Raw genomic sequence first — 18,147 nt, 5'->3', positions numbered from 1 at the left:
TCGGCTTCGTCATCCCGTCCTACGGGGCCCTTCCGAGGTTCCCGGCCGGCACCGACGATCTGCGCAGACAGATGATCGCCCATCAGTACACCAACGGGGACGGCTACGGGCACGGCCTGCCGGAGGGCTACGGAACGGTGCGATGCGACATGAATGCCGCCAATGGGCGTGACCCCGAACAACTTCGGATCGCCACCGGTATCGGGGTACCCTAGTCGCCCAGCGCCCTGGACTCGTACTCGGCCCGCGTCGTCGAATTGCGCACCGCATCAACCTGGTTGGGCACCATCCGGCGCATCAACAGATCTCGGATCGCCTGCGGGAGCAGCCCTGCCGCCCGCACCGCGGGACCCACGAAGGATGGCAGGGTCACCTCGAAGCGCGGCTTCTCGATCGCCGCGACGACGGCGGCGGCGACGTCGGCCGGCTGCAGCATGGCTGCCGAACCGGTCGCGGTCCCCGCGGCGAGCTGGGTGTCGACTACGGTCGGCATGACCGCGGTCAGGAGAACCCCGGAGCCGCGGAGTTCCTCACGGACTGCGGTCAGGTAGCCGAGCACGCCGTGCTTGCTCGCGGCATACGTCGCCTCGCCAGGAGGGGCGAGTTTGGAAGCGGCAGAAGCGATCGTGACGATGTGGCCGTGTCCGCGGTGGCGCATCCGCGGCGCGGTGAGCCGCACCCCGCGGATCACGCCGTGCAAGTTGACCGCCAGCATCGCGTCGGCCGCCGCGTCGGTCTCGGCGTCGAAGGGGCCGACCCACATGACCCCGGCGTTGTTCACCAGGACGTCGATCGGTCCGACGGACGACTCGACCGCATTGAGAAAGGCCTCGAAGGACTCGGTGCTGGTGACATCGAGCGCGAAAGCATGTGCCTCGCCCGGGATCTCACTCGCCGTGACACGCGCACCGTCAAGGTCGCGATCGCCGATGGCCACCCGTGCCCCGGCGTCGGCGAGGTGCCGGGCGATCTCGCGTCCGATGCCCGCTGCGCCGCCGGTGATGGCGATGACCTTGCCCGCTATCGGTGTGCCCTTGCTCATGACCGATCAGTCTGTCACATCGACGGCGCCGGCACGCCCGGGTTGCAGTCGGGCGGCAACCTCGTCGAGGACGTGGTCGGGAGCCAGGTAGGGCTCCGAGGATCTCGGCCAGTGCACGATGACGTCGGTGAATCCCAAAGACGATGCGCATCCGACCATTTCGTCGAAGAGGTCCACGCTCTCCAGGGCGTTGCGCGGCGAGGTATCGAGACTCAGGTAGCGGGGGAAGTCCTTGGTGATCCCGTCCTTGTCGAGTGTTTCGGTGAGCACATCGCAGCTCGCGCGGATCCCGTCGAACCAGTCGTCGACGGTCTCCGACGGCGTGCCGGTGGTGATCCAGCCGTCGCCGTGCCGTGCGGCGAAGCGCACTGATCGGGGACCGTTGCCCGCCAACAGAAATGGCACGCGCGGCCGTACCGGTTCGCCGACCAGCCGCATGTCACGGGCGCGGTAGTACTGGCCGTCGGCATCGACGTGATCGTCACGAAGGGTGCGGTCGAGCAGCAGGGTGAACTCCTGCAGGCGGTCGACGCGTTGCTTGGGTGGGAGGCGGTCGCCGCCGAGGACGGTGTCGTCGGGGGTCCCGCCGGCACCGAGGCCGAGCAGGAAGCGGCCGTCGGAGATGTCGACCAGGGTGGCGACCTCGCGACTGAACGCGACCGGATGGCGGAAGTTGGGGGAGACGACGAACGCACCGAGGTCGATGTGTCGGGTGACGGTCGCGGCGGCGGTCAGCGTCGGGATGCAGGAGAACCAGCGGGAGTCGGGCAGGCCGCCCCAGACCAGGTGGTCGTAGGTCCAGGCGTGATCGAAGCCCATCTCCTCCGCGCGTTGCCACAGTGGCCGCGACTCTCGCCAGGTCAGATCGGGCAGGATGCAGATGCCGAAACGCATGGCACCCAGCCTAGCCGGTCACGAAGTCCAGAACGAGAGGCACTGTCTGCGAACGGTATTCGTCGAAGTAGGCGTGTCGGGCGCCGTCGAGGATGTGTGCGCGGGCGTCGGGGATGCGCTCGGCGAGTATCTCGTCGTTGGCCACCGGCGCCATCAGGTCATCGGTGCCGTGCAGGATCAGGCTGGGACTCGTGATGTCGGGCAGGACCGCCCACGCATCGTGTCGATTGCTCGCCAGCAGGTGCGCCCGCCGGTCGGCGTCGGACATGTCCGGATCGCCGAGTACGTGATATGGGCCGGGGTTGGCGGCACGCCACTGCGGCGAATACATGTAGTCCAACAGCGCCGCGGTTGCGTCCGGACCGGCCAGTGCGCGACGCACCGACTCGTCTCGTTCGACGGCATGAATCCCGCCGGGCGTGGTGCATCCGAGGACGAGCCGCCGCACTCGACGTGGTGCCGATGCCGCCAGGAACTGCGCGGCACGACCGCCCATCGACGTGCCGTACACCGCGAACTTGTCGATGGCGAGCGAATCCATCACCGCCAGAGCATCTTCGGCGAACAATAGCGTGCTGTAGCGCTCGCCACCGGAACCACTCGCACCGGTCCCGCGATAGTCGAAGGTGACGGTGGTGTGGTGGGAGTCGAAATCGCCGCGGGTGCGATCCCACCAGTGATGATTGTTGGCCTGCCCGGGCAGGAGCAGCAGCGTCGGCCCGGACCCGCGCACCTGCACCGCCAGCCGCACCCGGTCTCGGGTGCGGGCGATCTCGTGATATTCGGCGGCGGACACGTGGGTGAGCCTAGTAGCGTCGGCGCGTTGTTCTGAACGCCGTCTGAACTTACGAACGCCGGTGGTGTACCGCGAGCGTCTGCAAAGTCAGACAGCGTTGTTCGCGGAGCCCCCCTGGCGAGGCGTCATTCCGAGTGCCGTGATCGCACCCGCAGCCGCGACCACGGCAAGTGTCCACCATGCGTGCTGGAAGACCGCATGTACGGCGTCGTAGCCGACGGGGCTGCCGATGATGGCGACCAGGACGCTCACGCCCAAGGCCATTCCGATCTGGCGACTCATGTTGACCACGGCGCTGCCCGTCGCGGACTGTGTGGCAGGCAGATCTGCGGTTGCCGAGGACAGGATGGCCGGCAGCGCCAGGCCCACACCGACTCCGCCGATCAGCCAGCCCGGCAGTAGTGCAGTCGCGTAGGCGGGTGTGGACGAGATCGACAGCGAGATCAGCAGACCGCCGAGGCCGAACAGTGCGCATCCGGCGGCGATGACCATGCCGACCGGAATCCGGGCGGTGAGCCGGTGCCCGACGGCGGCGAAGATCGGGACCATCAGTGGTCCGGGAGAGACCGCGAATCCGGTCTTGATTGCCGAGTACCCCCATACCTGCTGCATCCACAGGATGTTCGCGAGCAGGGCACCGGCGAACGGGATGGAGAAGAGCACGGCGGTGATGTTGGCGAAGGAGAATGCGCGCACGCGCAACAGATTCGGATCGATCACCGGTTCTCGGTGTCGTGCCGAACTGATCAGGAAACCGATCAGTCCGACGACGGTGACGGCCCACGCCAGCAGAATCCGGTCGTCGGTCCAGCCCCAGGTCGGCCCCTCGACGAGGCCGAGGGCCAACGCGCCGATGGTGATCGCGAGCAAACCGGCGCCGAGAAGATCCGGCAGGTGCTCGGCGGCCTCGTTGCGCGATCGCGGGAGCAACACCGCGCCCCCGACGAGCGCGAGCACGCCCACGGGCAGGTTGACGAGGAACACCCACCGCCAGGATGCCTCCACCAGCACACCGCCGACGGCCGGTCCGAGCGCTGCGGCCACTGCACCGGTCGCGGCCCAGATCCGCACCGATCGCGCGCGGATCTCCGTCGGCATGGCGGCGACGACGAGCCCGAGGCTTGCCGGGGTCAGGATCGCGGCCCCGACCGCCTGGACGGCGCGAAAAGCGACCAACCACCAAATACCTTCAGCGGCAGCACATGCCGCGCTGGCGAGCGTGAAGATCGTGACGCCGATCAAGAAGCCGGCCTTGCGTCCGTAGCGGTCGGCGATCCGGCCGGCGGGTACGAGCAGCGCGGCGTAGAGAATGGTGTACGCGTTGAGCACCCACGACAGTTCCGACAGTGAGACGCCGTGGAAGTCGCGTCCGATGTCCTCGAACGCCACGTTGACGATGAACACATCCAGGCTCGCCATGAAGGCCGCGAGCGACAGCAACGCCAGAATCAATGCGGGACGCCGAGGAGCCGACGCGACGCCGGATTCCTGGGCATGAGCCACGTCGGTCATCGGGGTCTCCTCAGTCGTGAGTTTCGTGACGAAACTGAGGAAAGCAGATTGAGTTGTCTGACGCAACCCACTAGACTCGACGCATGCGCCGCGCCAGCTTCTCCGGAATGAATTGTTCGGTCGCGCAGACCCTCGAGGTCGTCGGCGAGTGGTGGACGCTACTCATCATCCGCGACGCACTGTTCGGGGTGACGCGCTTCGACGACTTCTCGACCCGTCTGGGTATCGCTCGCAACGTGCTCACCCAGCGACTCGACACGCTCGTCGAGCACGGAATCCTGGTCCGGGATCCCTACCAGGACAATCCGGTTCGCTACGACTACCGGCTGACCGACAAAGGCCGCGACCTGTGGACGGTGATCAACGCCCTGCGTCAATGGGGCGACAAGTGGTCGGCACCCGACGGCGCTCCGGTCGAGCTCGTGCACACCGGCTGCGGTCACACGACGACGCTCGAGCCGGTGTGCTCCGAGTGTGGTGAGCACGTTGATCGGGGGTCGGTGACAGTGCGCCGGGGGCCGGGCGCCGGCGCGAATGCCCCGCTGCCGGCGTGAGCAATCCGACGTCCAGCCGGCCGCAGTCAGGCGGGAGCGTCGGCCGCCGGTGATCCGCTGCGGGTCGGGACCACGATGTTGCCCACGGACGTCTGTACGGGTTTGTCATCCTGGTTGAAGGTCACCGTGCGGAGCTTGACGATTCCGACTCTCGGGTTCGACCGCGACGGCCTGACCTCGAGCACATCGCTCTCGACACGCAGTTCGTCATCCGGGCGTACCGGTCGCGGCCAGCTCAGCTCGTCGAAACCTGCGCCGACGATCCCGCCGGCCGGCCGGAACTCGCTCGCCACGAGCAACTGCATGGTGATCGCTGCGGTATGCCATCCGCTGGCCGCCAGCGATCCGAACACCGAGCCTGCCGCGCCTTCATCGCCCAGATGAAACGGCTGCGGATCGTACTTCTCGGCAAAGGCGCGGATGTCGTCGGCGGTGATCCGGGCGGTGGTTGTTCCCGGGTACCGCTGGCCCGCGGCGAGATCCTCGAAATAGAGTGGCGACATTTACTGTGCTCCTTGCATTCTCGGACCCATTTCGCGCGATCTCGGGTTGGCGTGTGCTCGTCGGTGTCGAGTGTGACACGCGAACCCGACGCTCAGAGGTCCAACCCACCCCGCTTGACGAGTTGCTTGGCGATGACGTTCTGCTGGATCTCGTTGGTACCCTCGCCGACGATCATCAGCGGCGCGTCGCGGAAATACCGTTCGACGTCGTACTCGGTGGAGTAGCCGTATCCGCCGTGGATGCGCACCGCGTCGAGGGCGATTTCCATGGCCGTTTCCGAGCAGAACAGTTTGGCCATACCGGCCTCCATGTCGGCGCGTTTGCCGGTGTCGACGCGTTCTGCGGCGTCGAGCAGCAGGCTGCGGGCGGCGGCGAGTTTGGTACCCATCGTGGCGAGCATGTTGCCGACGGCCTGATGCTTCCAGATCGGCTGGCCGAAGCTCTCGCGGTCCTGTGCGTACTGCAGGGCGTCGTCGAAGGCGGCGCGCGCCACGCCGGTCGCACGGGCGGCCACCTGAATACGGCCGGTCTCGAGACCTTTCATCATCTGGGCGAAGCCCTTGCCCTCCACGCCACCGAGCACGGAATCGGCGGGCACGCGGGCGCCATCGAAGTTGAGCTCGCAACTCTCCACACCCTTGTATCCGAGTTTGGGCAGATCCTTGGAGACGGTGAATCCCGGCACCTTCTCGACCAGCAGGATCGAGACGCCGGTGTGTGCGGGCTGCGCGGCCGGATCGGTCTTGCACATCAATGCGACGAGACCGGACTTGCGGGCGTTGCTGATCCAGGTCTTGGACCCGTTGATGACGTACTCGTCACCCTCTTTGGCCGCAACGGTCCGCATGTTCTGCAGGTCCGAACCCCCGCCAGGTTCGGTGAGCGCCATCGTCGCGCGCAGCTCGCCGCTGGCCATGCGTGGCAGATATTTCTGCTTCTGCTCCTCGGTGCCGAACGTGAGCAGCAGCTTGGCGACGACGGTGTGCCCGCCCATCGCCCCGGCCAGACTCATCCAGCCGCGGGCCAACTCCTCGGTGACCTGCGCATAACAGGGCATCGACACCTGCGCGAAGCCGTAGGGCTCGGGGATGGCGAGACCGTAGATCCCGAGCTCCTTCATCGTTTCGATGAGCTCTTCGGGGTAGGTGTTGGCGTGCTCGAGTTCACGCACCACCGGACGCACCTGCTTGTCCACGAAGTCGCGAACGGTCTTGACGATGGCGTCTTCTTCGACGGACAGCTTAATGGCCATGGCAGTGTTCCTCTCAACTCTGTAAAAAATAGTCTATGGAAAATTGAGAGATGCGCAAGCCTGGCGTCGGTCCGCTCAGGAGAGGATCACCAGCTGTTGGGTGGCGCGGGTCATCGCGACGTAACGGTCGACGGCGCCGGTGATGCCGGCACCGAAGCGATCCGGCGCGACGAGAACCACCAGGTCGAACTCGAGACCCTTGACGCGCTCGGGCGCGAGCGTCCGCACGCGCGGGCGGTGGATCGGTGCCGGCAGGCTGCTCGGATCGCCGATGACGCAGGCGACCCCCTCGGGATGAGTCCGCTCCCACTCGTCGAGGATCGCAGCGAGGTCGGCGACGGTGCCGTGGCCGACCTCCATGGCGCTGCTCCGGATGGAGGTCGGGACATTCGCGTCGGGTATCGCGGTCGTGATCACCGGCGCGGCCTGCGCCATGATCTCCTCGGGCGTGCGGTAGTTGATCGACAGACCGGCGACACGGACCTCGCCGAATCCGACCCGGCGCAATCGCTCCGGCCAGCTTTCGGTGAATCCGCGTCGCGACTGGGCGCGGTCGCCGACCACGGTGACGCTGCGAGACGGGCAGCGCGCCACCAGCATCGACCACTGAGCGTCGGTCAGCTCCTGCGCCTCGTCGACGATGATGTGGGCGAACGGCCCGGCCAATGGATCGCGCTCGGCGACAGGCGCAGTGGAGTCGTCGACCAGTGAGCTCCGCAGATCCTCGCCGCGCAGCATCGGCGCGAGACCCTCGCCGTCGTCGAAGGTGTGTGCTGCAAGGAGGTCGTCGACAACGCGATCCATCGCGTCTCGACCGGCTGCCAACACCGCCTCACGCCGGCGCCGGCGTCGGGAGAAGCCGGGATCTCCGAGCCGACGCCGCGCCGCATCGAGGAACGGGATATCCGAGGTGGTCCACGCGGTCGGGTTGTCCCGCTGCAATGTTCGGAGTGCAGTGGTGTTCAGCTCCGGTGCGGCCAGACGCAAGTACGCCGGCACCGACCACAAATCGCCGACCAGGGTGGGAGCGTCGAGAATCGGCCATGCCGTGGTGAACGCGGAGACGAGGTCGTCGTTGCCGGCCAACGCTCGACGGAGCCGGGGCAGATCACGAGTATCGAGAGCGTCGGCGATGATGTCGGTGAGTGCGTCCCACACCTGTTCGCGTGCCTCGTGATGGCTGGTGCCGGGCTCGGGAGTGCTGAAGGCCTCGGCCCACTCGGGGGCCGTGAGTTCCGTTTCACCCCAGGGGGTCTCGACTTCCACAGTGTTGGTGGGCGGTTGTTCGTAGAAGGCGACGGCCCGCTCGATCATGGCGATCGGGTCGAGGCCGTCCTTGAGTGCGACGACGGAATCGGATTCGGTTGTCGCACCGCCACCTTCGGGCACGAGGTCATGCAAGGTGCAGGTGCGGACGCCGTCCTCGCCGAGGCTGGGCAGGACGTCGGAGATGTAACCGAGGTACTCCTCGTGAGGACCCACGACCAGTAGTTCACCGCGATTTCCCGCCAGCCGCGGGTCGGCGTAGAGCAGATACGCCGCACGATGCAGCGCGACCACGGTCTTGCCGGTGCCGGGGCCGCCGTCGACGACGAGAGCACCGTGACTGTCGGCCCGGATGATGGCGTCCTGGTCGGCGGCGATGGTGCCCAACACATCTCGCATCCGCGGCTCGCGGGAGGCGCCGAGGCCGGCGAGGAACGCCGAATCGTCGTCGAGTGCGAGATGTGCGACCTCACCGTCGAATGATTCGTCCCAGAAGTCGACGACCTGTCCCTGACTCCACCGGTACCGCCGCCGACTCGACAACCCCTGGGGATCGGCGTGGGTGGCGGCGAAGAACGGTGCGGCCGCCGGGGTGCGCCAGTCGACGAGTAGTTGTTCGCCGCCACGATCGGTCATGCCGATGCGGCCGATGTAGCTGATGGTGCCGTCGGCGCGCACGATACGTCCGAGGCACAGATCCAGGCTGTAGCGGCGCAACACGCGGAGCCGGCGATTCGTCTCGTGGATCTCCAGGTCACGGTCGAGTGCGCGACGGCCGCCACCGCCGTCGGCGAGACGTAGCGCGCCGAGGCGTTCGTTGAGGTCGGCGATGGTGTGGGTGAGGTGGTCAGGGATGACGGCGAAATGCCGGTCGTCGTCACCGATGACGGCAGGATCGCACGAGGCGCGAAAAACCATGGGCGCCATTGTGAACCCGAGGTGGGGCCTTGCGGCAAGCCCCCACCGGCGGGTTACAGTGAAAGGGGAAGGGGAGAGGTCAGTCCATCTTCACATCACGCCCGGCGATCAGGGTCGAGGCAGCCTGCGCGAGTAGCGGGACCGCCAGCACCGACAGCGCGATCGTCCACGATCCGGTCGAATCATGCAGTGCTCCCACGGCGATGGGCCCGAACGCGGCCAGGATGTAGCCGACCGATTGCGCCATTCCCGACACCTGGCCGGTCTGCTCGGCCGAGGAACTGCGCAGCACCATGAACAGCAGCGCGAGGCTGATCGACGATCCGGGGCCGAACATCACCAGCATCGTCCACAGCAGTGTGGCGTGGTCGCTGAGCAGGAGTCCGGCCAATCCGATCCCGCACAGGACGATCACGACGAGCGTGATCAGACGTTGGTCCCGGTAGCGCCCGGCGATGATCGGGATGAGTAACGACGCCAGCAGCGCGACGACCTGACCGATGGCCAGGATGGTACCGGCTGACGCCCGCGAATGTCCCTGGCTGATGAGAAATGCGGGCAGCCAGGCGGTGAAGGTGTAGAACACCAGTGACTGTGCGCCCATGAACACGGTGATCGCCCACGCAATCGTGTTGCGGCGCAACGATCCGGTGCCGGCGACCGTTTCCGGACGGTGCTGGACGATCTGCGGTGCCCAGATGACGACGGTGATCACGGCGAGAATCGCCCACGAGGTGATCGTGAGCCGCCAGTTGTTGCCCAACGCATTGTCGAGGGGCACGGTGATTCCGGCGGCAACGGCGGCACCGCCGGACAGCGTCATCGAGTACAACCCGGTCATCAATCCCGACCGATGGGCGAAATCGCGCTTGATCAGCGCAGGCAACACCACGTTGCAGATACCGATCGCGGCACCGACCACCGCCGACCCGATGAACAGCATCGGCGCACCGGGGATCAGGCGCATGAGGGTGCCCACGGTCAGCAGGAGCAGAGCTCCGAAGATGGTGCGTTCGATCCCGAACCGGGCCGCCAACCGTGGCGCCACGGGCGCGCTGAGCCCGAAGAACAGAACCGGAAGGGTGGTCAGCAGGCCGGCGGTGGCGCTGGAAAAGCCTTCGTCGCGGGTGATCTCGTCGATCAGCGGTGCCACCGACACGACGACGGGCCGCAGATTCGCCGCCACCAGCATCACGCCGACCGCGGTGATCACCGTGCCGAGTGGTCGGCGTCCACGCGATTCCGACGTCGCGGGCGCGGTGTTGGTCACGCTCATCGGACGATCTCGTGGGCGAGGTCGAGGTAGACGTGCACAGCCGCGCGTGCCGCCGCCGGGTCGGCGGCGGCGATCGCCGCGACAACCTCGCGGTGACCGTCGGGATGTCCGTCGTCGACCGCTGCCGCGGCAATCGCCTCATGCGTGCGGCGCATCACCTCGCCGACACCTTCATAGAGTTCGATCAGCAGCCGGTTGCCCGAGATCTCGACGATGGTGGCGTGGAACTCGATGTCGAGCCGGGCATAGCGGCGCAGGTCTCCGGCGGCGATGGCGGCGAGCGCGGCGTCGAGCTTGTTCTGCAGCCGGGTGACGTCGGCGGCCGAGGCGCGCAGGGCAGCGAGGTCGGCGGCCTCGGCCTCGAGTGCCCGCCGGGTGCTCAGCAGATCGGTGATCTCGGGGTCGGGAGCACAGCGTTCCAACGCTGCGGCGAGAACGTTACGGCTGCGCACGTAGGTGCCGTCACCGCGGCGCGGCATCAGCAGCCCGGAGTGTTCGAGCGCGCGCACGGCCTCACGAATCGTGTTGCGGCCCACGCCGAATTGTTCGACGAGTTCGGGCTCCGCGGGGATTCGGGCTCCGACGGCCCACGCCCCGTCCCGGATCAACTCGTGCATGCGATCGACGACGAGCGAACTGGTACGGGGCGGTGGGGTGATCAGCGGCGGCACGCAAAGAGCCTAACATCCCATGTTTGGATGTCTAGGCCGAGTCCCTCCGTTGCAGATGGAGTACGCGAAGTTCCGCGGCGATGCGGTCGGAGTCCGGTCCGCGTTTCCACGGACGATCGTCGCCGACCGCGAGACCTGCGAGATGTCCCAGCGGAATGGGTTGTGCGTCATCGACTTTGCGGTGCACACGGTAGATGATGACGACGGTCGGGGCGGCGACGAGTACGGCGAGGAGAACGATGAGTGTGGTCATGACAGAAACAATGCGCCCATAAATTACCTGCCACCAGTGGCCGAAGTGACATGCTTCGCAAATTATCTGCCAGACTGGTGGGGTGTTGAATTCTGTTGCCGTTCTGCTCTACGGGCGCGTCGCTCTCTTCGAATTCGGGGTGCTGCACGAGGTGTTCGGACTCGATCGCACCGACGACGGTGTCCCCGCCTTCGACTTTCGCGTCGCCTCACCGACTCCGCACGCGGCGCTGCAGGTTGACGGAGGCGTGACCATTGCCGCGCCGTACACGCTCGACGATTGCCTCGACGTCGACCTCGTCGCGATTCCCGGGGGCAGTACGTCCGGCGAGTATCCGCAGGAGATCCTCGACACCTTGCGTACGGTAGTCGACCGCGGTGGCCGGGTGCTGACGGTCTGCTCCGGAGCATTCGCCGCCGGCGCTGCCGGACTTCTCGACGGGCGACGCTGCACCACGCATTGGCGTTACGGCGACAAGCTCGCGCGGATGTTCCCCGAAGCCGAGGTCGATACCGACGTCCTCTTCGTCGACGACGGCCCGATCACCACCAGTGCGGGCACCGCAGCGGGTATCGACGCCGCGCTGCACCTCGTCCGCGAAGAGTGGGGTCCGACCATCGCCAATCGCATCGCCCGCCGCATGGTGGTGCCTCCGCACCGCGACGGCGGGCAACGGCAGTTCATCGATGCGCCCATGCCCACGTGCGCCGACGAGGGCTTCGGCGAGCTGTTGGACTGGATGGTCACGCACCTCGACAGTGACATCTCCGTCGATGCCCTCGCTGATCGAATGCACATGTCGGGACGGACTTTCGCGCGCCGATTCGTCGACGAGGTCGGCATTCCGCCACGTCGGTGGCTCACCGAACAGCGTGTCCTGCACGCCAAGAACCTGCTGGAATCGACCGATTTGTCGGTGGAGGAGGTGGCCCGGTTGTCGGGATTCGCATCGGCGACGTTGCTACGCCACCACTTCACGACGACTGTGGGGGTGGCGCCGGTCGTTTACCGCAGACGATTCGCCGGCGGTATCACCGACCATGCGGTGGGACAGGAGTGAGGATGTTCGATCTTCGGGATCTCGAGGTGCCGATCATCGCGGCCCCGATGGCGGGTGGTCCGTCGACGCCGGGCCTGGTGATCGCGGCCGCGCGCGCCGGCGGGATTGGCTTCCTGGCAGCGGGATACAAGTCCCCCGAACTCCTGGAATCGGAGATCACCGCGGTCTCCGAGGCGGGAATACCGTTCGGAGTCAACATCTTCACGCCGGGCCCGCCGATCCGTGATCGTGGCGCCGTGCAACGCTACCGGGATGCGCTGGCTCCGGTGGCCGAGCGCTACGGTGTTCCCCTGCCGAACGTCGTCGACTCCGACGATGACCATTTCGGCGCGAAGATCGACCTCGTCATCGAGAGACGGGTTGGGTTGGTGTCGTTCACCTTTGGTATTCCGTCGGTCGAAATCGTTCAACGGCTGCACGATGCCGGAATCACGGTGATAGCGACCGTGGCGAGCGTTGCCGATTCCGATCGGACGGTGGCCGTCGGCGTCGATGTGCTGTGTGTGCAGGGAACCGAGGCGGGCGGACACCGAGGCACCCTGGATCTCGACGCGGTGCCGAACGACACCTCGACCGTGGATCTGGTGCGAGAAGTGGTGTCCAGGGCCGATATTCCGGTCATCGCCGCCGGCGGGGTGGGCGACGGCGAAGCTGTCCGAGCGGTGCTCGCATCCGGGGCGGTGGCCGTGCAGATCGGTACCGCGCTCCTGGACTCCGACGAGGCGGGGACCAACGGGGTGCTCCGCGCGGCTTTGCGGAGCCCAGCGTCGGCGGAGACCGTTGTCACGCGGGCATTTTCGGGCCGTCCGGCGCGGGCCATACGCAACGTCTTCGTCGATACCTACGACGACCTCGCCCCGGCCGAGTACCCCGCCGTCCATCATCTGACGAGCCCGCTTCGCAAGGCCGCGGTCGCCGCGGGTGAGCGCCGCGACGTAAACCTCTGGGCCGGAACCTCATTCGCCTCCATCTGCGGCGGGTCGGCGTCCGACATCATCGCGGAGTTGTGGTCCGACGCCCAGCGCGGCCCGGAACCAGCACCGTAGCACGGGGTCTCGAGGCTTCGTCGCTGGCGCTCCTACGCACCTCGACCACCGGTGTGGGAAGCCGACGGCCGGGCGGGTCGCCGGCGACGGGGTCTATTTGCCCGATGGTCGAGGTGTGAGGAGCGATAGCGACGAGCCTCGAGACCGCCGTCAGCCAAGGCTGTTTCCCTACCTGTGGATAGATTTCCGGCCACCGCTCGATCGCACGCGATACTGACCCCATGTCCGGCTACGTCTACATTCTCGAATGCTCCGATGGCAGCTATTACGTTGGCAGCACGGTGGATCTCGACCGACGAGTGAACGAACACAATGAGGGGAAGGGTGCTGCGTACACCAGTCGCCGTCGTCCTGTGCGGGTGGTGTTCAGTCGAGAGTTTTCGACTGTTGAAGAGGCGTACCGGCTCGAGAAGCGGATACAGGGGTGGTCACGCGGCAAGCGGCGAGCGTTGATCGATGGCGATTTCGACCTACTCCGGGATCTGGCGCGTCGTCCCGGTGCGCGGGCAAAGGACGCTCGTGGGGCGGAACCAGCACCGTAGCAAGGGGTCTCGAGGCTTCGTCGCTGGCGCTCCTACGCACCTCGACCATCGGAATTGGGGGTCTTTTGCCCGATGGTCGAGGTGTGAGGAGCGATAGCGACGAGCCTCGAGACCGCCGTCAGCTGAGGCTGTCAGCTCGACCATCGGATCGCAGCGCGCGGTACAGCATATGCATCGCGATGGTCACCGACCGCTCGCGCACGGCGGCGCGGTCACCGGGCAGGTGCAGCGTCCGTGCGCGCGGTGCCGTACCGGCCAGCGCAACACCGAAACAGACGGTGCCGACCGGTTTGTCGGGCGTTCCGCCACCCGGGCCGGCGATCCCGCTGGTCGACACTGCGATGTCGACAGCGAAGCGACCGACCGCGCCCTGCGCCATCGCCGCGGCGACGGGCTCGCTCACGGCGCCGTGTTCGGTGATCAATTCGGCTGGGACGTCGAGCATTCCGGCCTTGGCCTCGTTGGAGTACGAGACGACCCCGCCCATCACATAGTCCGAGGACCCGGCGCGGTCGGTGAGGCGCGCCGCGATCATGCCGCCGGTGCACGACTCGGCCGTGGCGACGCTGCGGCCCTGCAGCGCCGCGGCGACGAGATCGTCGATGGTGGAACCGTCGACCGAAAAGATCTGTGTCCGATGATGTTCGAGCAACCCTTCGGCCAGGGCGTCGTAGGCGGGTTGGGCGCCGATCGGATAACGGGTCACGATTTCCACCTCACCGCGGCGCAGGCAGGTGGTGATCTCCAACTCGTCGGCGCCGTCGATCCCTGGCTCGATGGTGCGCAGGGTGGCGGCCAGGTCGGACTCCGAGAGCCCGAAGGCTCGGATGGTTTGTTCGCGGAAGTCGCCGCGTCCGGCGATCGCAGCGGCGATCGGTTCGGTATCGATCGCCGCGTCCCACATGCCCTGCAGCTCACGCGGCGGACCCGGCAGGACGAGGATCGCCGGTGCTCGCCTTGCGTCCTCGGCGACCGCGGGTATCGCGACTCCCGGTGCGGTGCCGACCGGAGGGATCGGTTGCGCGCCTTGGGGAATCATTGCCTGCTTGCGGGTGCCGGCCTGCGACGACTCCGTCGCGGGCTCGCCGCGCTGCTGCTGCCAGCGTGAGATGATTTGCGCGATATGGGTTTCCATCTCCGTGTCGAGATGCAGCGGGCGTCCGCAGAACCGGGCGACCGTCTCCACGGTGAGGTCGTCGGCTGTCGGGCCCAGACCGCCGGTGGTGACGATGAGGTCCACCCCGGATGCGGCGAGGAAGTGTAGTTGCGCGGTCAGGTCGTCCGGCCGGTCGCCGCAGATGGTGATGTGGGCGACGTCGACGCCGAGGTCGAGGAGGCGCCGGGCCACCCACGGGCCGTTCGCGTCGGAGATCCGACCGGTGAGGACCTCGGTTCCGGTGACCACGATTCCCGCACGCACATTCACGCAATCGAGCATAGTGCGGCGGGATCGTGGGCCGCGGCGTCAGTTGTAGTTCGGGTTGTTGAAGTAGGGAATCTGGATGCTGATCGGCATCCGCAACTCGGCCATGTAGAACAGCACGAACTGCCGGAGGAACTCGTCGAAGAGCCAGTAGGTCTCCCGCGGCAGGCCGGCGTTGAGCAGGCCCTCGCGGACCGCGACGTAAGGGCCCCAAGCGGTTTCCAACAGCGGAGTCCAGACGGGCTCACGGGGGATGTGCAACCAGTCGGCGATCTTGTCGCCGAGCATGAACCGGGTCAGCGCACCGAGGATGGGGCGCGACAGCAGGGTGAGGTCGAGATCCATCCCAAGATCGAGGAGCATGTCGGCGAGTTTCTGGCCCTCCGGCGTCCATGCGAGGATCGGATCGAGAACCTGCTTGGCCTGCGAATCGGCGGTGGCCCACGAGTTGGGGATGTATTGGTCCTGCACGCCGAGCATCGCCGCGGTGACCTGCCAGGAATGCAGGAACCCTTCGGACTCGTCTGCAGGCAGGGGCACCTTCCACTTCTCGAGGTTGCGCATCACCGTCGTCGGCAGACTGTGCCAGGTGACCATGATGTCGGCCTGGCTGATCGGCTTCTCCTCGGGTGCCGAGCGCACCCAGTGTGCGGACTTGGGCAGCAGATGCCGCACACCCGCATGGGCCATTCGGGTCTTGACGCAGGTCACGACCATCTCGCCGCCGGGCTGATAGGCATTGAGCGACCCGATGTCGTAGCCGAGCTTGGCCGTCTTGGAGATCCGGTCCTTGAGGTCCCAGCCGCCTTTGGAGTAGTAGACCGCGCGCGCCTCCTTGGGGATGACGGTGCTCATCATGCCGCTGGCGAAGCCGTACAGCACTCCGAGGTAGGTGCCCCGTCGCTGATTGAATCTCACCGCGGCAGCGAGTTTGCCGCGATCGGTCCACGACGGCAGTTGGCGGGCGTGTTCGATGAAGTCCCGCAATTCCGGAGGCAACCCGGCCGGTAGTGGCTGGGAGTTGGTGCGCCATTGATTGAGCAGATTGTTGACCTCGACGATCTTGCCGCTGTCGATGACCCGAGCGATCACCTGGTCGGCCTCGTCGTCGAAGATCGTTCGCGGATCGGCTCCCGTTCCCACACCCGGGATCGAGTTGGCCGGTGCCCACGTCCAGGGCGTGGCCTGGGTGAGTGTCGCGAGGGCGCCCGCGGCGCCGATCGTGCCTGTGGCGCGCAGGACCGCGCGCCGGTTGAGCTGTTCCATGATGTTGTGCTCCCGTCTATCGCCACCCGACTCGATGACGCGATGTAACAACGTGAGTAACGTTGTAACATCAGGAGTAGCATACAGTGATTGGCATCACAACAGATTCACCCCGAATGCGTTGGAGGTTCATGGTGGTCTCGGCGTCGTCGGCACCGAAGTCGTTGTTGGAGAGGGCATATGACGACGTCGTTGCCGAAGGGGGAGAAAGCGCGAATGCGGACGCGACCCGAGAGAAATTGCTTGATGCCGCATATGCACAATTCTGTCGTTTCGGTATTCAACGCACCTCGCTGGAAGAGGTGGCCAAGCGCGCGGGCACCTCACGCATCACCATCTACCGCAAGTTCACCAACAAGGACGTGCTCGTCGAGGAGGTGATGCTGCGGGAGTTCCGGCGTTACCTCGTTCAATTCCTCGCCGACATCGCCCCGGCGCGCACCATCGCCGAGCGCCTGGTGCTGGCCTTCGTCAGTTCCTATCGCGCGGTGTCGACGAACCCGCTGATCAGCGGGCTGCAGCAGACCGAACCCACCCTGCTGGCCGGTGCGCTCGGCGCCGACGGGCGGCTGCTGGCCACCGTTGCACAGTTCATCGCCCAGCAGCTGCGCCAGGAGCAGCGCGCGGGAACCCTGCGCGCCGACCTCGACACCGACCTGACTGCCGAGATGATGGCGCGGATCTCGGCGTCGTTTCTGACCACGCCGAGCGCGCTCGTCGACACCGACGACGACGATCAGCTCGCCGACATCGCCCGACGCTTTCTGGTGCCGATGCTCGACGCCCCGAGCTGACCGTTCACCCCGGCAGCTGCCACGCGATCGCCGCGGCGATCGCGCCGAGGCCGTTCACCGACCAGTGCAAGGCGATCGGCGCGAGCAGGCTCCCGCTGCGAATCCGTAACCAGCCGAGCAGGATTCCTGCGCCGCCGGTCACGACGACGGCGAGCGCGACACCGGCGAACGTGGCCAGCGGGCCGCTGCCCACGATGTCACCGAGCCCCTGATTGTGTGCCGAGAGCCCCATCGACGAGCCGACGTGCCACAGTCCGAACAGTCCGGCCTGCAGGATCAGCGCTGTCCGGGGACTGCAGATCCGTCGCAGCGCACCGAGCAGCACACCGCGGAAGATCACCTCCTCGGCGAGGATGGTGTGGATCGGGATGAGGACGAGTGCAGACACCAGCGCCGCGTGGACGTCCCGATAGGCGTCGTTGTGGAACAGGTCGCGCGTCCACGGAACGGCGACACCGACCGCGGTGACCACGGCAACCGCACCGATGATGACCGCCGCGTAGCGCAGACCCGTACCGAGTGATCGTCGCGCCAGACCGAGATCTGCCCAGGACAAGCCGGTAGCCCTGGCGAGAACGAGGATGAGCGTGGCGGCGATCGGCACCGCCCACTGCACACCGGGAACCGGGGTCACGAAGATCAGCACTTGCACGCAGGCGAGAACCGTCACGACGCCGACACACAGCCACGCGAACCGGCGCCCCGGGAGAGACATACATTCTGCCCTTCTGCCGCGATATGCCGTCTGACAAGATGTTTCCGACCGATTGTGCCCGACCGTCGGGGCGCGGACGACAGGAGCATGGCCAGTGCCGGAATCTGATGTGGACGCCGTCGACGGCGTCGACGCCCCGCAGGACGTGAGCGCCCAGCCGCACCGGTCACGGGCACGGGAACGCGCCGTGGCCTACCTCGGCCGGATCAGCTATTCCGGCCTGGCGGTGGCAACGGCATTCCTCTGGTTCTCGGCGACACCGTCACTGTTACCGCGCGGGCCGCTGTTCCAGGGCATCGTCAGCGGCGCCGCGGCCGCCGTCGGCTACTGTCTCGGCGCCTTCTTCGCCTGGCTGGGGCGGGT

19 protein-coding genes and 1 pseudogene are annotated in these 18,147 nt (G+C 66.7%); 7 read left to right on the top strand and 13 right to left on the bottom strand.

Annotation, left to right across the window (positions count from 1 at the left end; genetic code table 11):
* A pseudogene (locus tag B1964_RS23795) lies at positions 1-215 on the top strand (hypothetical protein); the annotation flags it as partial.
* On the opposite strand, the gene B1964_RS23790 reads toward B1964_RS23795, so the two are convergent.
* The 4 genes from B1964_RS23790 to B1964_RS23775 form a co-directional block, all read right to left on the bottom strand.
* Entirely contained in the window at positions 212-1,042 is an 831-nt protein-coding gene (locus B1964_RS23790) for an SDR family oxidoreductase (RefSeq protein WP_079931533.1), read from the bottom strand. The pseudogene B1964_RS23795 and the gene B1964_RS23790 overlap by 4 nt on opposite strands.
* Positions 1,043-1,048: 6 nt before the next feature.
* On the bottom strand, positions 1,049-1,936 hold the full coding sequence (locus B1964_RS23785) for an LLM class flavin-dependent oxidoreductase (RefSeq protein ID WP_079931532.1): 888 nt from the start codon (positions 1,934-1,936) through the stop codon (positions 1,049-1,051).
* Positions 1,937-1,946: 10 nt separating this feature from the next.
* Positions 1,947-2,732, bottom strand: coding sequence for an alpha/beta hydrolase (locus tag B1964_RS23780; RefSeq protein WP_079931531.1), 786 nt, complete (start codon positions 2,730-2,732; stop codon positions 1,947-1,949).
* Positions 2,733-2,819: 87 nt separating this feature from the next.
* Positions 2,820-4,244, bottom strand: a complete 1,425-nt coding sequence (locus tag B1964_RS23775; protein ID WP_079931530.1) for a DHA2 family efflux MFS transporter permease subunit — start codon at positions 4,242-4,244, stop codon at positions 2,820-2,822.
* An 83-nt stretch (positions 4,245-4,327) separates the two neighbouring features.
* On the opposite strand from B1964_RS23775, the gene B1964_RS23770 reads away from it, so the two are divergent.
* Complete coding sequence (locus tag B1964_RS23770; RefSeq protein ID WP_079931529.1) at positions 4,328-4,798, top strand: helix-turn-helix domain-containing protein; 471 nt, start codon at positions 4,328-4,330, stop codon at positions 4,796-4,798.
* 26 nt (positions 4,799-4,824) lie between these two features.
* On the opposite strand, the gene B1964_RS23765 is transcribed toward B1964_RS23770, so the two are convergent.
* From B1964_RS23765 to B1964_RS23740, 6 genes are all read right to left on the bottom strand, one after another.
* Positions 4,825-5,301: a MaoC family dehydratase gene (locus tag B1964_RS23765; protein ID WP_079931528.1), complete on the bottom strand. Its 477-nt coding sequence runs from the start codon at positions 5,299-5,301 to the stop codon at positions 4,825-4,827.
* 92 nt (positions 5,302-5,393) lie between these two features.
* Positions 5,394-6,554: an acyl-CoA dehydrogenase family protein gene (locus B1964_RS23760; protein WP_079931527.1), complete on the bottom strand. Its 1,161-nt coding sequence runs from the start codon at positions 6,552-6,554 to the stop codon at positions 5,394-5,396.
* A 75-nt stretch (positions 6,555-6,629) separates the two neighbouring features.
* On the bottom strand, positions 6,630-8,747 hold the full coding sequence (gene helR / locus B1964_RS23755) for an RNA polymerase recycling motor ATPase HelR (RefSeq protein ID WP_290440733.1): 2,118 nt from the start codon (positions 8,745-8,747) through the stop codon (positions 6,630-6,632).
* 70 nt (positions 8,748-8,817) lie between these two features.
* On the bottom strand, positions 8,818-10,014 hold the full coding sequence (locus B1964_RS23750) for an MFS transporter (protein ID WP_079931526.1): 1,197 nt from the start codon (positions 10,012-10,014) through the stop codon (positions 8,818-8,820).
* Entirely contained in the window at positions 10,011-10,685 is a 675-nt protein-coding gene (locus B1964_RS23745) for an FCD domain-containing protein (protein WP_079931525.1), read from the bottom strand. Before B1964_RS23745 ends, B1964_RS23750 begins: the two co-directional genes overlap by 4 nt.
* A gap of 31 nt (positions 10,686-10,716) precedes the next feature.
* The gene (locus B1964_RS23740) at positions 10,717-10,938 is read right to left on the bottom strand and encodes a hypothetical protein (protein WP_079931524.1); all 222 of its coding nucleotides are present in this window, start codon (positions 10,936-10,938) and stop codon (positions 10,717-10,719) included.
* Positions 10,939-11,020: 82 nt separating this feature from the next.
* Between B1964_RS23740 and B1964_RS23735 the strand changes: the two genes are divergently transcribed.
* From B1964_RS23735 to B1964_RS23725, 3 genes are all read left to right on the top strand, one after another.
* Positions 11,021-11,998 (top strand): helix-turn-helix domain-containing protein, encoded by a 978-nt coding sequence (locus tag B1964_RS23735; protein ID WP_079931523.1) that lies wholly within the window; start codon positions 11,021-11,023, stop codon positions 11,996-11,998.
* 2 nt (positions 11,999-12,000) lie between these two features.
* A complete protein-coding gene (locus B1964_RS23730; RefSeq protein ID WP_079931522.1) occupies positions 12,001-13,044 on the top strand; it encodes a nitronate monooxygenase in 1,044 nt (347 codons plus the stop codon).
* A 221-nt stretch (positions 13,045-13,265) separates the two neighbouring features.
* The gene (locus B1964_RS23725) at positions 13,266-13,586 is read left to right on the top strand and encodes a GIY-YIG nuclease family protein (protein ID WP_079931521.1); all 321 of its coding nucleotides are present in this window, start codon (positions 13,266-13,268) and stop codon (positions 13,584-13,586) included.
* Positions 13,587-13,704: 118 nt separating this feature from the next.
* Here the strand turns inward: B1964_RS23725 and B1964_RS23720 are convergent, their stop codons facing one another.
* Both B1964_RS23720 and B1964_RS23715 read right to left on the bottom strand, forming a co-directional pair.
* Positions 13,705-15,024: a competence/damage-inducible protein A gene (locus B1964_RS23720; protein WP_079931520.1), complete on the bottom strand. Its 1,320-nt coding sequence runs from the start codon at positions 15,022-15,024 to the stop codon at positions 13,705-13,707.
* Between the two features lie 27 nt (positions 15,025-15,051).
* A complete protein-coding gene (locus B1964_RS23715; RefSeq protein ID WP_079931519.1) occupies positions 15,052-16,275 on the bottom strand; it encodes an oxygenase MpaB family protein in 1,224 nt (407 codons plus the stop codon).
* Positions 16,276-16,391: 116 nt separating this feature from the next.
* Between B1964_RS23715 and B1964_RS23710 the strand changes: the two genes are divergently transcribed.
* On the top strand, positions 16,392-17,069 hold the full coding sequence (locus B1964_RS23710) for a TetR/AcrR family transcriptional regulator (RefSeq protein ID WP_249154837.1): 678 nt from the start codon (positions 16,392-16,394) through the stop codon (positions 17,067-17,069).
* 4 nt (positions 17,070-17,073) lie between these two features.
* Here B1964_RS23710 and B1964_RS23705 read toward each other — a convergent pair whose 3' ends face one another.
* Positions 17,074-17,784 carry a CPBP family intramembrane glutamic endopeptidase gene (locus B1964_RS23705; protein ID WP_079931517.1) on the bottom strand — a complete coding sequence of 237 codons (711 nt, stop codon included), beginning with the start codon at positions 17,782-17,784 and terminating at the stop codon, positions 17,074-17,076.
* A gap of 109 nt (positions 17,785-17,893) precedes the next feature.
* Here B1964_RS23705 and B1964_RS23700 point away from each other — a divergent pair.
* On the top strand, positions 17,894-18,147 hold a 254-nt coding region (locus tag B1964_RS23700; protein ID WP_290440734.1), incomplete at its 3' end, for an alpha/beta-hydrolase N-terminal domain-containing protein.

The organism is Gordonia sp. i37 (genome assembly GCF_002043085.1).
GTDB classification, from domain to species: domain Bacteria; phylum Actinomycetota; class Actinomycetes; order Mycobacteriales; family Mycobacteriaceae; genus Gordonia; species Gordonia polyisoprenivorans.
This window is presented reverse-complemented; position numbering and strand designations above follow the sequence as displayed.

Excerpts from the sequence above, each read along its gene's own strand:
- B1964_RS23760 (WP_079931527.1), bottom strand. The coding sequence starts at position 6,554 with ATGGCCATTAAGCTGTCCGTCGAAGAAGACGCCATCGTCAAGACCGTT.
- B1964_RS23775 (WP_079931530.1), bottom strand. The coding sequence starts at position 4,244 with ATGACCGACGTGGCTCATGCCCAGGAATCCGGCGTCGCGTCGGCTCCT.
- helR (WP_290440733.1), bottom strand. The coding sequence starts at position 8,747 with ATGGCGCCCATGGTTTTTCGCGCCTCGTGCGATCCTGCCGTCATCGGT.
- B1964_RS23710 (WP_249154837.1), top strand. The coding sequence starts at position 16,392 with ATGCGTTGGAGGTTCATGGTGGTCTCGGCGTCGTCGGCACCGAAGTCG.
- B1964_RS23750 (WP_079931526.1), bottom strand. The coding sequence starts at position 10,014 with ATGAGCGTGACCAACACCGCGCCCGCGACGTCGGAATCGCGTGGACGC.
- B1964_RS23785 (WP_079931532.1), bottom strand. The coding sequence starts at position 1,936 with ATGCGTTTCGGCATCTGCATCCTGCCCGATCTGACCTGGCGAGAGTCG.
- B1964_RS23730 (WP_079931522.1), top strand. The coding sequence starts at position 12,001 with ATGTTCGATCTTCGGGATCTCGAGGTGCCGATCATCGCGGCCCCGATG.
- B1964_RS23725 (WP_079931521.1), top strand. The coding sequence starts at position 13,266 with ATGTCCGGCTACGTCTACATTCTCGAATGCTCCGATGGCAGCTATTAC.
- B1964_RS23720 (WP_079931520.1), bottom strand. The coding sequence starts at position 15,024 with ATGCTCGATTGCGTGAATGTGCGTGCGGGAATCGTGGTCACCGGAACC.
- B1964_RS23770 (WP_079931529.1), top strand. The coding sequence starts at position 4,328 with ATGCGCCGCGCCAGCTTCTCCGGAATGAATTGTTCGGTCGCGCAGACC.
- B1964_RS23705 (WP_079931517.1), bottom strand. The coding sequence starts at position 17,784 with ATGTCTCTCCCGGGGCGCCGGTTCGCGTGGCTGTGTGTCGGCGTCGTG.
- B1964_RS23715 (WP_079931519.1), bottom strand. The coding sequence starts at position 16,275 with ATGGAACAGCTCAACCGGCGCGCGGTCCTGCGCGCCACAGGCACGATC.
- B1964_RS23765 (WP_079931528.1), bottom strand. The coding sequence starts at position 5,301 with ATGTCGCCACTCTATTTCGAGGATCTCGCCGCGGGCCAGCGGTACCCG.
- B1964_RS23790 (WP_079931533.1), bottom strand. The coding sequence starts at position 1,042 with ATGAGCAAGGGCACACCGATAGCGGGCAAGGTCATCGCCATCACCGGC.
- B1964_RS23740 (WP_079931524.1), bottom strand. The coding sequence starts at position 10,938 with ATGACCACACTCATCGTTCTCCTCGCCGTACTCGTCGCCGCCCCGACC.